13 protein-coding genes are annotated in these 12,870 nt (G+C 63.6%); 12 read left to right on the top strand and 1 reads right to left on the bottom strand.

Translation table 11 applies throughout. From position 1 onward, the window contains the following. The first annotated feature begins 55 nt into the window (after nucleotides 1-55). The 8 genes from JQ558_RS30360 (at nucleotide 56) to phoB (ending at nucleotide 8,038) form a co-directional block, all read left to right on the top strand. Complete coding sequence (locus tag JQ558_RS30360) at nucleotides 56-1,111, top strand: lysylphosphatidylglycerol synthase domain-containing protein (protein ID WP_212208821.1); 1,056 nt, start codon at nucleotides 56-58, stop codon at nucleotides 1,109-1,111. Nucleotides 1,112-1,154: 43 nt separating this feature from the next. Beyond that, a complete protein-coding gene (locus JQ558_RS30365) occupies nucleotides 1,155-2,459 on the top strand; it encodes an ATP-binding protein (protein WP_212208819.1) in 1,305 nt (434 codons plus the stop codon). Between the two features lie 143 nt (nucleotides 2,460-2,602). Further along, the gene (gene pstS / locus JQ558_RS30370) at nucleotides 2,603-3,613 is read left to right on the top strand and encodes a phosphate ABC transporter substrate-binding protein PstS (RefSeq protein WP_212208817.1); all 1,011 of its coding nucleotides are present in this window, start codon (nucleotides 2,603-2,605) and stop codon (nucleotides 3,611-3,613) included. A 239-nt stretch (nucleotides 3,614-3,852) separates the two neighbouring features. Next, the gene (gene pstC, locus JQ558_RS30375; protein WP_212208815.1) at nucleotides 3,853-4,842 is read left to right on the top strand and encodes a phosphate ABC transporter permease subunit PstC; all 990 of its coding nucleotides are present in this window, start codon (nucleotides 3,853-3,855) and stop codon (nucleotides 4,840-4,842) included. A 3-nt stretch (nucleotides 4,843-4,845) separates the two neighbouring features. Next, nucleotides 4,846-5,691 (top strand): phosphate ABC transporter permease PstA, encoded by an 846-nt coding sequence (pstA, locus tag JQ558_RS30380; protein WP_212208813.1) that lies wholly within the window; start codon nucleotides 4,846-4,848, stop codon nucleotides 5,689-5,691. Then, the gene (gene pstB / locus JQ558_RS30385) at nucleotides 5,688-6,509 is read left to right on the top strand and encodes a phosphate ABC transporter ATP-binding protein PstB (protein WP_212274207.1); all 822 of its coding nucleotides are present in this window, start codon (nucleotides 5,688-5,690) and stop codon (nucleotides 6,507-6,509) included. Before pstA ends, pstB begins: the two co-directional genes overlap by 4 nt. Nucleotides 6,510-6,532: 23 nt before the next feature. After that, on the top strand, nucleotides 6,533-7,249 hold the full coding sequence (gene phoU / locus JQ558_RS30390; RefSeq protein ID WP_212208809.1) for a phosphate signaling complex protein PhoU: 717 nt from the start codon (nucleotides 6,533-6,535) through the stop codon (nucleotides 7,247-7,249). An 87-nt stretch (nucleotides 7,250-7,336) separates the two neighbouring features. Next, nucleotides 7,337-8,038: a phosphate regulon transcriptional regulator PhoB gene (gene phoB / locus JQ558_RS30395; RefSeq protein ID WP_192735463.1), complete on the top strand. Its 702-nt coding sequence runs from the start codon at nucleotides 7,337-7,339 to the stop codon at nucleotides 8,036-8,038. Nucleotides 8,039-8,220: 182 nt separating this feature from the next. On the opposite strand, the gene JQ558_RS30400 is transcribed toward phoB, so the two are convergent. Continuing rightward, the gene (locus JQ558_RS30400) at nucleotides 8,221-8,730 is read right to left on the bottom strand and encodes a GcrA family cell cycle regulator (RefSeq protein WP_192735462.1); all 510 of its coding nucleotides are present in this window, start codon (nucleotides 8,728-8,730) and stop codon (nucleotides 8,221-8,223) included. Between the two features lie 482 nt (nucleotides 8,731-9,212). On the opposite strand from JQ558_RS30400, the gene JQ558_RS30405 reads away from it, so the two are divergent. The 4 genes from JQ558_RS30405 to JQ558_RS30420 form a co-directional block, all read left to right on the top strand. After that, nucleotides 9,213-10,418 (top strand): aspartate aminotransferase family protein, encoded by a 1,206-nt coding sequence (locus JQ558_RS30405; protein ID WP_212296070.1) that lies wholly within the window; start codon nucleotides 9,213-9,215, stop codon nucleotides 10,416-10,418. After that, nucleotides 10,418-11,344: an ornithine carbamoyltransferase gene (argF, locus tag JQ558_RS30410; RefSeq protein ID WP_212274209.1), complete on the top strand. Its 927-nt coding sequence runs from the start codon at nucleotides 10,418-10,420 to the stop codon at nucleotides 11,342-11,344. Before JQ558_RS30405 ends, argF begins: the two co-directional genes overlap by 1 nt. Before the next feature lie 194 nt (nucleotides 11,345-11,538). Next, complete coding sequence (locus JQ558_RS30415; RefSeq protein WP_212296071.1) at nucleotides 11,539-12,540, top strand: Hsp33 family molecular chaperone; 1,002 nt, start codon at nucleotides 11,539-11,541, stop codon at nucleotides 12,538-12,540. Nucleotides 12,541-12,680: 140 nt separating this feature from the next. Next, nucleotides 12,681-12,870: hypothetical protein (locus tag JQ558_RS30420; RefSeq protein WP_212296072.1), on the top strand; the 190-nt coding region annotated here is incomplete at its 3' end.

The raw sequence follows: 12,870 nt of genomic DNA on the forward strand, positions 1-12,870 counted from the left end.
CGTCGGCGGAATTCGCACCGTTGCCGTCGTCGCGGGATCGCAATTCGAGGTCTAGATGCTGGAAGCAATACGCAGGGCGATTTCGTTTCTGCGCCAGAAGCAGGTCCTGCATAAGCTCGGGGTTGTGATCAGTATCGCGGTCATCGGAACCGCGTGCTACGTGCTCTATCACATGCTGCGTGGCATCGACTCCAACGAGGTGATCGAGGCCATCAAGAGCACCGAACCGCGCCAGATCGTGCTGGCGGCGCTGTTCGTGGCGGCGGGATACTTCACGCTGACCTTCTACGATCTGTTTGCGGTGCGGGCGATCGGCCACACCCACGTCCCCTACCGCATCACCGCGCTTGCCGCCTTCACCTCCTATTCGATCGGCCACAATGTCGGCGCCAGCGTCTTCACCGGCGGCGCGGTGCGCTACCGGATCTATTCGGCCTGGGGGCTGAACGCGATCGACGTCGCCAAGATCTGCTTTTTGGCCGGGCTCACCTTCTGGCTCGGCAATGCCGCGGTGCTGGGCCTCGGCATCGCCTATCACCCGGAAGCCGCGGCCTCGATCGATCAGTTGCCGGCCTGGCTCAACCGAGCCCTGGCGTTTGCGATTATCGCCGGCCTCGTCGGCTATGTGGTCTGGGTCTGGAGCCAGCCCCGTAGCGTCGGCCGCGGGCCGTGGACCGTGACGCTGCCGGGCGGGCCGCTGACACTGCTGCAGATCGGCATCGGCATCATCGACCTCGGGTTCTGCGCGCTGGCGATGTATGTGCTGACCCCCGATGAACCCAACCTTGGCTTCGTCGTCGTCGCGGTCATCTTCGTCTCGGCGACGCTGCTCGGCTTTGCCAGCCACTCGCCCGGTGGTCTCGGTGTGTTCGACGCGGCCATGCTGGTCGGGCTCTGGCAGATGGACCGGGAGGACCTCCTGGCCGGGATGCTGCTGTTCCGGGTCCTCTATTATATTGCGCCTTTTGTCATATCTGTAATCTTGCTGACGCTTCGGGAGGTTATCCTGGGGGCGCGGTCGAAGCGCTTGCGCCAGTTGGCGCCTGGCCCCGACGCCGAACCGAGACGTGAGGCCGTCTATGTGCGCGAGCGTGGAGACACCGGCGCCTGAAAGCGCGTAAAAGACGCAAAAGACAGAGGGAACAAAGCCAACAATGGCGATAGACGATTCCTCCTCTTCCTCCTCCTATTTTGCCCCATGGTCCGACCGGTTACGGCATTCGGCCATTATCCTGCTGGTCGCGGGCCTTGCTCTGTCGGTCTTCGTCGCCACCGGCGAACTCGGGGTGGCGCGCGCAATTGCCGCCTTTATCTGCATTGCCGCCGCAGCGCTGGTGCCATGGCGGCTGCATGATGCGGTCACCTCGCGCGAGGACGTTCGCGGCGTCAATCCGGTCGAAGCCGCCGCGGTCAGCGCCGTCGTGGCCGGCATGCCGGATCCCGCCGTGCTGCTCGACCGCGCCGGCCGCGTCCTCCATCTCAATGCGGCGGCAGCCCAGCTGGCGCCTGCGTTGCGCAAGAACGAGCTTGCCCAGTTCGCGCTTCGCTCGCCCGAAATCATCACCGCCCTGCGCGAGGCGATCGCGACCACCGAACCGCGCCGCGCGACCTATCTCGACCATGTGCCGGTCGACCGCTGGATGGAGCTGATCATCACGCCGGTGCCGGTGCCGACGCTGTTCGGCGGCACCGACAAGTGCATGCTGATGACGTTTCACGACCAGACGCCGCTGCGCCGGGTCGAGGAGATGCGCGCCGATTTCGTCGCCAATGCCAGCCACGAACTGCGCACGCCGCTCGCCGCCCTGTCCGGCTTCATCGATACGCTGCAGGGACCGGCCAAGGATGACGTCAAGGCGCGCGAGCGCTTTCTCGGCATCATGCACGCGCAGGCGACGCGCATGGCGCGGCTGATCGACGATCTGTTGTCGCTGTCGCGGGTCGAATTGTCGGCGCATGTTCGGCCCGATACCTCGGTCGACATCGTGCCGATCATCCGCCAGGTCGCCGACGGGCTGGAGCCGCTGGCGCATGAGCGCCAGGTCAGAATCGAGATCGATCTGCCCGAGCTGCCGGTGACGATCGCGGGCGATCGCGAGGAGCTGCTGCGGCTGTTCGAAAATCTGATCGAGAACGCGCTCAAATATGGCGCCTCCGGCGGCAAGGTCATCGTCTCGCTGGTGCGGGCGAGTTCCGCCGATGGCACACCGGAAGTCCGTGTCCTGGTGCGCGATTTCGGGCCCGGAATTGCCCCGGAACATCTGCCGCGGCTCACCGAGCGGTTCTACCGGGTCGATGTCGGCGACAGCCGGGCGCAAGGTGGAACCGGGCTCGGTTTATCCTTGGTGAAACATATTGTTAACCGCCATCGCGGCCGGCTTTTGATTGAAAGCGTGCCCAAAAACGGGGCCACTTTTACCGCCTGCTTCCCCCAGGCCAAACCCCCGGTTGGGACCTAAACTCTAGCGATTTCAATCGCTTGAGAGTGTCATCCAACTGTCATCGAACCTTCGTAAAAGCTCTACTGACCGCACCTAAACGGATGCGGCGTGAGCGCGATCGGGCGTTAACAGGCGCTTCGCTCACCAGATGGAGACCAGCCATGAATTTCATCAAGACAATCGTCGCGGCAGGCCTCGTCGCCGCCTCGACCTCGGCGTTTTCAGCCGATATCACCGGTGCGGGCGCCACCTTCCCGTTCCCGATCTATTCCAAGTGGGCCGATGCCTACAAAAAGGAGACCGGCAACGGTCTGAACTACCAGTCGATCGGTTCGGGCGCCGGCATCAAGCAGATCCAGGCCAAGACCGTGACCTTCGGCGCCACCGACGCGCCGCTGAAGGCTGAGGCCCTCGAAAAGGACGGCCTCGTGCAGTGGCCGATGGTGATGGGCGCGATCGTCCCCGTCGTGAACCTCGAAGGCATCAAGCCGGGCGAACTCGTGCTCTCGGGCGAATTGCTCGGCGACATCTATCTCGGCAAGATCAAGAAGTGGGACGATCCCGCGATCGCCAAGCTCAATCCGAAGCTGAAGCTGCCGACCGACGCCATCACCGTGGTCCGCCGCTCCGACGGTTCGGGCACCACCTTCAACTTCACCGACTATCTGTCGAAGTCGAACGCCGAGTGGAAGACCAAGGTCGGTCTCGGCACGGCCGTCGAATGGCCGACGGGCGTTGGCGCCAAGGGCAATGAAGGCGTTGCCGGCAACGTCGGCCAGACCAAGAACGCGATCGGTTACGTCGAGTACGCCTACGCCAAGCAGAACAAGCTGACCCATGCCGCGATGGTCAACAAGGCCGGCAAGACCGTGCAGCCGACGATAGCCTCGTTCCAGGCTGCTGCGGCCAACGCCGACTGGGCGAAGGCGCCCGGCTACTACGTGATCCTCACCGACCAGCCCGGCGAAGGCTCCTGGCCGATCACCGCAGCGACCTTCATCCTGATGCACAAGTCCGCGACCGACAAGGCCGCGTCCCAGGAAGCCATCAAGTTCTTCAAATGGTCGTTCGAGAAGGGCGGCAAGATGGCTGAGGAACTCGACTACATCCCGATGCCGGACCCCGTGATCAAGCTGATTGAAAAGACCTGGTCGGCCGAGATCAAGAGCTGAATTTAAGAACAAAGAACCGGGCGGCGTTCGGCCCGGCGACAATGGGAGCGTGCTCCCACTCTGCCCAACCCGGGTCTTTCCGGGTTGGGTCTTTCCCTCCGGGCAGGAGGGCGAATACAGGCGGGTCTGGTTACCAAGGGGCTTGGTGGACACCAGCCTTGGTTCAAGAGTCCGGTGCAAAACCGGCGCCGGATCCGGGGCAGTTGGGCTATATAGTACAGGGGATTGGCGTGGCAGACATGGCCGTTCAGAGCGACGTGATGGAAGCTGCAGGACCTTACGATCGCGCCAAGGCCCTCAGCGCATTCAAGCTCGGTGACGTTACCTTCTATTGGCTCACGCGCGCCTGCGCGATCTCGGTGCTGCTCATTCTCGGCGGCATCATCCTTTCGCTCATCGTCGGCGCCTGGCCTGCGATCAGGGAATACGGCTTTTCATTCCTGTTCACCTCGCGCTGGGCGCCGTCGGCCGATCCGCCGGTGCTGGGCGCGCTCGGGCCGATCTACGGCACGCTGATCACCTCCGTGATCGCGATGATGATCGCCATTCCGGTCGGCATCGGCATTGCGATTTTCCTGACCGAGATCTGTCCGATCTGGCTGCGCCGCCCGATCGGGCTCGCGGTCGAACTGCTCGCCGGCATTCCCTCGATCATCTACGGCATGTGGGGTTTCTTCGTGCTGGGGCCTTTTTTGGCCAACTCGTTCCAGCCGTTCATGATCAGCATCTTCGACGGCGTGCCGGTTCTCGGCACCATCTTCGCAGGCCCCCCGTCCTATCTCAGCCTGTTCAACGCCTCGCTGATCCTGGCGATCATGGTGCTGCCCTTCATCACCTCGATCTCGGTCGACGTCTTCAAGACGGTGCCGCCGGTGCTGAAGGAAGCCGCCTACGGCGTCGGCTGCACCACCTGGGAAGTCGTCCGCAATGTCGTGATCCCCTACACAAGGGTCGGCGTGATCGGCGGCGTGATGCTGGCGCTCGGCCGCGCGCTCGGCGAAACCATGGCGGTCACCTTCATCATCGGCAACTCGTTCAAGATCTCGTCCTCGATCTTCGCGCCGGGCACCACGATCTCGGCGGCGATCGCATCCGAATTCGCCGAGAGCGACGGCCTGCACCAGTCCGGCCTGATCCTGCTCGGCCTGCTCCTGTTCGTGCTGACGTTCTTCGTGCTGTCGGCCGCGCGGCTGATGCTGATGCGGCTGGAAAAGAAGGCGGGGAACTGAGCCATGAACCCGATTTACGCCTCCCGTCGCCGTGGCGACATCATCGTCCGGGGCCTCTGCATCAGCGCCGCCTTGTTCGGCGTGACCTGGCTCGCGCTGATCCTGTTCACGCTGTTCTACAACGGCCTTGCCGGCCTCAACCTGGCCGTCTTCACCCAGGACACGCCGCCGCCCGGCTCGACCGATGGCGGTCTGCGCAACGCGATCATCGGCTCGATCATGATGACCGTGATCGGCGTCGGCATCGGCGCGCCGCTCGGCATGCTGGCGGGAACTTATCTCGCCGAATACGGCAAGCATGACCGGCTCACCTCGGTGATCCGCTTCATCAACGACATCCTGCTCAGCGCGCCCTCGATCATCATCGGCCTGTTCGTCTATGGCGCCGTCGTGGTGCCGATGGGCGGCTTCTCGGCCTTTGCCGGCTGTCTGGCGCTGGCCGTGATCGTCATTCCCGTGGTGGTCCGTACCACCGAGGACATGCTCGGCCTGGTGCCCAACCCGCTGCGTGAAGCGGCATCCGCGCTCGGCCTGCCGCGCTCGCTGGTGATCAAGCGCATCGCCTATCGCGCCGCGCGCGCCGGGCTAATCACCGGCGTGCTGCTCGCCACCGCCCGCGTCGCCGGCGAAACCGCGCCGCTGCTGTTCACCGCGCTGTCGAACCAGTTCTTCAGCCTAGACATGACCAAGACGATGGCGAACCTGCCGGTTACCATCAACAACTTCGTGCAGAGCCCCTACGAATACTGGAAGCAGCTCGCCTGGAGCGGGGCGCTGCTCATCACCCTCACCGTACTTGCCCTGAATATTGGCGCACGCATCCTTGGCGCTGAGAGGACAGCAAAATGAACGATCTTTCTGTATCCGTGAGTGGCGCGAACGGACCCGTTCCCCAGGTGGCGCTGCCCGACGCGCCGCCGAAGGTGACCGCGCGCGGCCTGAATTTTTATTACGGCGAGCACCACGCGCTGAAGAACATCAACCTCGCGCTCGGCACCAACAGAGTCACCGCCTTCATCGGGCCGTCCGGCTGCGGCAAGTCGACGCTGCTGCGGATCTTCAACCGGATGTACGATCTGTATCCGGGCCAGAAGGCGACCGGGCAATTGATGCTCGACCAGACCAACATCCTCGACCCCAAGCTCGATCTCAATCTGCTGCGCGCCCGGGTCGGCATGGTGTTCCAGAAGCCGACGCCGTTTCCGATGACGATCTACGAAAACATCGCCTTCGGCATCCGCCTTTATGAGAAGATCTCGAAATCCGAGATGGACGGCCGCGTCGAAAAGGCGTTGCGTGGCGGCGCGCTGTGGAACGAGGTCAAGGACAAGCTGAATGCATCGGGCCTCAGCCTCTCCGGCGGCCAGCAACAGCGGCTCTGCATCGCACGCACCGTCGCGGTGCGCCCGGAAGTGATCCTGTTCGACGAGCCCTGCTCGGCGCTGGACCCGATTTCGACCGCCAAGATCGAAGAACTGATTACGGAGTTGGCGGAGGATTACACCATCGCCATCGTGACCCATAACATGCAGCAGGCGGCGCGCGTCTCGGACAAGACCGCCTTCATGTATCTCGGCGATCTGGTCGAATTCGACGACACCAACAAGATTTTCACCTCGCCGAGCGATCGACGCACCCAGGATTACATTACCGGCCGGTTCGGCTAAGCGCACATCGCGAGGAGAAGACAATGGCTTCAGAACATACCGCGAAGGCGTTCGACAGCGATCTTCAGGAACTGACCCGCCTGGTCGCCGAAATGGGCGGCCTTGCCGAACGCATGATCACCGAATCCGTCGATGCCCTGATCCGCCGTGACGTCGCGCTTGGCAAGCGCGTGGTCGCGTCCGACGTCGAGATCGACCGCCTGCAGCACCTGATCGAGGAACGTGCGGTGCTGACGATTGCCCGCCGCCAGCCGATGGCCATCGACCTGCGCGAGATCGTCGGCGCCATGCGGGTGGCCACCGATCTGGAACGGATCGGCGACCTCGCCAAGAACATGGGCAAGCGCGTCGCCGCGCTGGAGAACGATTTCCAGCCGCTGAAGCTGATCCGCGGTCTCGAACACATGACCGATCTGGTGCAGTCGCAGGTCAAGTCCGTGCTCGACGCCTACGCGTCGCACGACCTGCCGGCGGCGATGGCGGTCTGGAAGGGCGACGAGGAAGTCGACGCCATCTGTACCTCGCTGTTCCGCGAACTCCTGACCTACATGATGGAAGATCCGCGCAACATCTCGTTCTGCATCCATCTGATGTTCTGCGCCAAGAACATCGAACGGATCGGCGACCACGCCACCAACATCGCCGAGACCGTGTTCTACATGATCGAAGGCCAGCAGATGCTCGACAAGCGCCCGAAGGGCGACATGACGAATTTCGCCACGACGGTGCCAGGGAACTAGAAGCGGAACTAGTAACGGAACGGACAACCGAACGAGAGACGTTTTTCGCGTATCGACAGCGCGTCAAAACACAAGAGGCTGACATAGATGAACGCACGCATTCTGGTGGTTGAAGACGAGGAAGCGCTCACCACGCTTCTGCGCTACAACCTCGATGCCGAAGGCTATGAGGTCGAAACCGTCGCCCGCGGTGACGACGCCGATACAAGGCTGAAGGAGCGGGTGCCCGACCTGATCGTGCTGGACTGGATGCTGCCGGGCCTGTCCGGCATCGAACTGTGCCGCCGCTTAAGGGCGCGGCCGGAGACCAAGGCGCTGCCGATCATCATGCTGACCGCGCGCGGCGAGGAAAGCGAACGGGTGCGGGGGCTGGCGACCGGCGCCGACGACTACATCGTAAAACCCTTTTCGGTGCCGGAGCTGCTGGCGCGGGTGAAGGGCCTGCTCAGGCGGGCGAGCCCGGAGCGGCTGGCCACCGTGCTGACCTATGGCGATATCGAACTCGATCGCGAGAAGCGCCGCGTCGCGCGCTCGGGCCGTCCGATCGATCTCGGCCCGACCGAATATCGCCTGCTCGAATTTTTCCTGGAACATCCCGGCCGCGTGTTCAGCCGTGAGCAACTGCTCGATAGCGTCTGGGGCCGCGACATCTATATCGACGAGCGTACCGTCGACGTCCATATCGGCCGCCTGCGCAAACTGCTCAATCCCGGCCGCGAACAGGACCCGATCCGCACCGTGCGCGGCGCCGGCTACGCGCTGGATGACCGCTTCGCGAAGGTCGAGTAGGGCGGGTAAGGCGCAGCAATATCCGCTGTCGTCCCGGCCTTGAGCCGGGACCCATAACCACAAATATTGATTGCTCTAAAAAGGCTGGAGCTCCAGCCAAGCATAACCACGGCCATCGGTGGTTATGGGTCCCGGCTCAAGGCCGGGACGACGGCAAATATTCGTCGTAACGCCGCGCGCTCTTAGCGCGTCGGCTTCGGCGCCGGGCGGCGGCGATCGGAGGCCGGCTGATAGGCGATGCGCGAGTGATGTGCGCAATAGGGCAGGCTGGTGAGCGCCTTGCCGCCGCAGAAAAAGAATTCCGAGCTGGACGGATCGCCGATCGGCCAGTGGCAAGTGGCCTCGTTCAATTCGAGCAGCGTCAGCCGCTGGCTCATCGGCACCACATTGTCGTAGGCGACCGGATCCGGCTCCATCTCCACTTCGAAGGCGTGGGCCAGCGCGGTGTTGCCGCGCGACACCGGGCGCGCCACCCGCATCATCTGCTGGGCGGGGCGCGCCTTGCGCTGACGCGGCGCGGCCGAGGACGGGCTCTTGGCACGGCCGGAAAGACCCAGCCGGTGCACTTTGCCGATCACTGCATTTCGCGTCACATTTCCAAGTTCCGCGGCGATCTGGCTGGCGGAAAGTCCGCCCTCCCAGAGCTTCTTAAGCTGCTCGACGCGCTCGTCGGACCAGGTCAATACCGTCATCGCATTCTTCCCTTCGCACAGAGCCGGCCAATTGGGGGGCAGCGCTGGCGATGCCAATTCTCAAAAATCCCAGCGGGCAGAATCCCTTAGCCCTCGCCGGGCGCATAAAAGCCGCCCGAACGTTTACGCCTTACAAAATGGACTCTAGGGGTCAGTACTTCCGCACGAGATGTCGTACCCGACAGCCCAGACGCTACAATATGGCGGGACTCTGGCGCAAGAGTCCGCGTCCGTGCGTCCACATGTTCCGGTATTTATGCATTGCAATTAGAGTTTTCCACGGCACCGGAATGCTACGGATTGCTTTATCCTGCACTGCAGGAAAGCCGTTTTTAGGCGTGTTGACACGGTCCAAAGCCAGCATAGAATGCCTGTCACGTGCCGCCCCGAAAAGGCGGCACGTTTTGTTTTCGCAAGACCGGCTGTGCCGCGTTCGCACCAATGCACGCTATGTGGCCGGTCTCTAACCGTCAGTGATGGCCATGACCAACAGCGCCCCGTCGCATCTGCTTCCCGTTTTCGCGAGAGTCGATCTCGGTTTCGAACGCGGCGAAGGCGCGTGGCTGATCTCGACGTCGGGCGAGCGCTATCTCGACTTCACCTCGGGTGTGGCGGTGAATGCGCTCGGCCATTGCCATCCGCATCTGGTCGCAGCCTTGCAGGAGCAGGCCACCAAGCTCTGGCACATGTCGAACCTGTTCCGGAGCCCGGACGGCGACAAGCTTGCAGCAAGGCTGTGCGAACAGAGCTTTGCCGATCTGGTGTTCTTCTGTAATTCCGGCGCGGAAGCGATGGAATGCGCGATCAAGGTCGCGCGCCGCTATCACGCCGCCAAGGGGCATCCCGAGCGCTACCGCATCGTCACCTTCGAGGGCGCGTTCCACGGCCGCACGCTGGGCACGCTGGCGGCGACCGGCTCGGCCAAATATCTGGAAGGCTTTGGTCCGCCGCTGGATGGCTTCGACCAGGTCGCGCATGGCGATCTCGAAGCGGTCAAGAAGGCGATCGGGCCGCAGACCGCCGCCATCCTGATCGAACCGGTGCAGGGCGAGGGCGGCGTCCGCAGCGCGCCGCATGCGTTCTACAAGGCGCTGCGCCAATTGTGCGACGACAAGGGCCTGCTGCTGATCTTCGACGAGGTGCAGACCGGCATGGGCCGCACCGGCGATCTGTTTGCCTATAAGCGCCTCGGCGTCATCCCCGACATCATGTCGCTGGCAAAAGCGCTCGGCGGCGGTTTTCCGATCGGCGCCTGCCTTGCCACGGCAGAGGCGGCGTCCGGCATGACGCCGGGCTCGCACGGCTCGACCTTCGGCGGCAACCCGCTGGCGATCGCCTCCGCCAACGCGGTGCTCGACGTGATGCTCAAGCCCGGCTTCTTCGAGCACGTGCAGAAGGTGTCGCTGCTGCTGAAACAGAAGCTCGCTTCCGTGGTCGATCGCTATCCTTCCGTGCTCGCGGAAGTGCGCGGCGAAGGGCTGCTGATCGGCGTCAAGGCCGTAGTGCCCTCGGGCGATCTCGTTGCCGCGCTGCGCGACCAGAAGCTGCTGACGGTCGGCGCCGGCGACAATGTCGTGCGCTTCCTCGCCCCGCTGATCGTTTCCGAAGCCGAGATCGAGCAGTCCGTCCAAAGCCTCGAGCGCGCCTGCATCGCGCTGTCGGGCGACAAGAAGAAGGCGGCGGGGTGATGAGCAAGTCCCTACGTCACTTCCTCGATATCAGCGAGCTGCCGCCGAAGGAATTGCGCAACATGCTGGACCTGAGCGTCGCCATGAAGGCGAAGCTGAAGGCGCATGAGAAGAACAAGAAGCCGCTCGAGGGCAAGACGCTGGCGATGATCTTCGAACGGCCGTCGACCCGCACCCGGGTCTCGTTCGACGTCGGTATGCGCCAGCTCGGCGGCGAGGCCATCATGCTGACCGGCGCGGAAATGCAGCTCGGGCGCGGCGAGACCATTGCCGATACCGCGCGCGTGCTGTCGCGTTACGTCGATGCGATCATGATCCGCATCCTCAACCACGATGCGCTGCTGGAGCTTGCCGCCAACGCCACCGTGCCCGTCATCAACGGGCTGACCCGGCGATCGCATCCCTGCCAGGTGATGGCTGACCTGATGACGTTCGAGGAGCATCGCGGTTCGATCGAGGGCCGCACCGTGGCCTGGACCGGCGATGACAACAACGTGCTGGCGTCATGGGCGCATGCGGCGGAGCGCTTGAAGTTCAAACTGAACGTGGCGACCCCGCCGCAGCTCGCGCCGAACAAGGCGATGAAGGACTGGATCAAGGCGACGCAGGCGCCGATCGTGCTCGGCAACGACCCGGAAGCCGCCGTCGCCGGCGCCGACTGCGTCGTGACCGACACCTGGGTGTCGATGGGCGACAAGGACGGCGAGCATCGCCACAACGTGCTCAAGCCCTACCAGGTCAACGCCCAGCTGATGTCGCTGGCCAAGCCTGATGCGCTGTTCATGCACTGCCTGCCGGCCCATCGCGGTGAGGAGGTCACCGACGAGGTGATCGACGGCCCGCAATCGGTGGTGTTCGACGAAGCCGAAAACCGCCTGCATGCGCAAAAAGGCATTCTGGCCTGGTGTTTTAACGAAGTGGCGTAGGTCGTTCTTCGTTTTTGCGTTCCCCGGACGCTGCGCAGCGCGCCGCACTTGCGACGTGGTGCGCTGCTGATCCGGGGTCCACGTTGTTTTGCCGCGATGGTCCCGGCTCTGCGGAGCAGCGTTGCACGCTGCACCGCGTCCGGGACACGAACCACCCCTTTCGATTCCCGTCCCCCGACCCCAGATAAAGCGCCATGACTCAATCCCCCGACATCAAAATCACGACTGAGGCGCCGATCCGCGCGCCATCGGCGGTTCCCATCGACGATGCGGCGTTGCCGTTCGAGGTCAATGCGCTCGACCTGCGCGGACGGCTGACCCGGCTCGGCCCGGCGCTCGACGACATTCTGACCAAGCACGATTACCCGGCGCCGGTCTGCAAGCTGCTCGGCGAGGCCATCGTGCTGGCGACGCTGCTTGGCTCGTCCCTGAAGTTCGACGGCCGCTTCATCCTGCAGACCCAGACCGACGGCCCGGTGTCGTTCCTGATCGTGGATTTCCAGCTGCCGGATCGGCTGCGCGCCTATGCGCGCTTCGATGCGACGCGGCTGAAGGAGGGGCAGGATTCGGGTGCGTTGCTCGGCAACGGTCATCTGGCGATGACCATCGACCAGGGCGCGGACATGAGCCGCTATCAAGGCCTGGTGGCGCTGGAAGGCGGCAATCTCGAAGACGCCGCGCATGAATATTTCCTGCGCTCCGAACAGATCCCGACCCGCGTGCGCCTTGCGGTCGGCGAGGAATGGCGCGGCAGCGGCGACGGTCCGAAACACCGCTGGCGCGCCGGCGGCATGCTGCTGCAATTCCTGCCCCAGGCGCCTGAGCGGGCGCGGCAGGCCGACCTCGATCCCGGCGATGCGCCGGAAGGCGCCGTGACGCATGCGGTGGCCGAAGACGACGCCTGGGTCGAAGGCCAGTCGCTGATTTCGACCGTCGAGGATGTCGAACTGCTGGATCCGGATCTGTCGGGCGAGCGTTTATTGTATCGCCTGTTCCACGAACGCGGCGTGCGCGTGTTCACGCCGTTAGCCCTGCGCGCGCAATGCTCCTGCTCGCGCGACGCGGTGTCATCGATGCTGAAAAGCTTCCAGGCGCAGGACCGCGCGGAAATGGTCAAGGACGGCAAGGTGGTGGTGACCTGCGAGTTCTGCTCGTCGGTCTATGAGTTCACGCCGGATGAAGCCGGTGTGGAGTAGGGATGCAATTCTGCCTACCACCGTCATTGCGAGGAGCGTAGCGACGAAGCAATCCATTCCTCCGATTGCGGCGCTATGGATTGCTTCGCGGAGCCTGTCATCGGGCGCGCATTCGCGCGACCCGTTGGCTCGCAATGACGATGTGGGGCGAGCAGCCGCGACAAATTGGCCCGACGGGCAAATCACTTCTGTTTTACGGAAATCATGTCAAGCCCAAAATTTCTGTAAATCAAAAATATTTCCCTTTCTATCTGACCCAAATCAGTGCGCATCTATCGCCATCCCGTCCTGGTCAGAAGGGCGTCGGCCGTCGTCACGGACGTTGGGCGG

Source organism: Bradyrhizobium sp. AUGA SZCCT0160 (assembly GCF_018130105.1).
Classification (GTDB): domain Bacteria; phylum Pseudomonadota; class Alphaproteobacteria; order Rhizobiales; family Xanthobacteraceae; genus Bradyrhizobium.

What these genes read in the sequence shown, in the direction of transcription:
- phoB (WP_192735463.1), top strand. Translation starts at nt 7,337, where the DNA reads ATGAACGCACGCATTCTGGTGGTTGAAGACGAGGAAGCGCTCACCACG.
- pstC (WP_212208815.1), top strand. Translation starts at nt 3,853, where the DNA reads ATGGCCGTTCAGAGCGACGTGATGGAAGCTGCAGGACCTTACGATCGC.
- pstS (WP_212208817.1), top strand. Translation starts at nt 2,603, where the DNA reads ATGAATTTCATCAAGACAATCGTCGCGGCAGGCCTCGTCGCCGCCTCG.
- JQ558_RS30405 (WP_212296070.1), top strand. Translation starts at nt 9,213, where the DNA reads ATGACCAACAGCGCCCCGTCGCATCTGCTTCCCGTTTTCGCGAGAGTC.
- JQ558_RS30400 (WP_192735462.1), bottom strand. Translation starts at nt 8,730, where the DNA reads ATGACGGTATTGACCTGGTCCGACGAGCGCGTCGAGCAGCTTAAGAAG.
- argF (WP_212274209.1), top strand. Translation starts at nt 10,418, where the DNA reads ATGAGCAAGTCCCTACGTCACTTCCTCGATATCAGCGAGCTGCCGCCG.
- JQ558_RS30415 (WP_212296071.1), top strand. Translation starts at nt 11,539, where the DNA reads ATGACTCAATCCCCCGACATCAAAATCACGACTGAGGCGCCGATCCGC.
- JQ558_RS30365 (WP_212208819.1), top strand. Translation starts at nt 1,155, where the DNA reads ATGGCGATAGACGATTCCTCCTCTTCCTCCTCCTATTTTGCCCCATGG.
- pstB (WP_212274207.1), top strand. Translation starts at nt 5,688, where the DNA reads ATGAACGATCTTTCTGTATCCGTGAGTGGCGCGAACGGACCCGTTCCC.
- phoU (WP_212208809.1), top strand. Translation starts at nt 6,533, where the DNA reads ATGGCTTCAGAACATACCGCGAAGGCGTTCGACAGCGATCTTCAGGAA.
- pstA (WP_212208813.1), top strand. Translation starts at nt 4,846, where the DNA reads ATGAACCCGATTTACGCCTCCCGTCGCCGTGGCGACATCATCGTCCGG.
- JQ558_RS30360 (WP_212208821.1), top strand. Translation starts at nt 56, where the DNA reads ATGCTGGAAGCAATACGCAGGGCGATTTCGTTTCTGCGCCAGAAGCAG.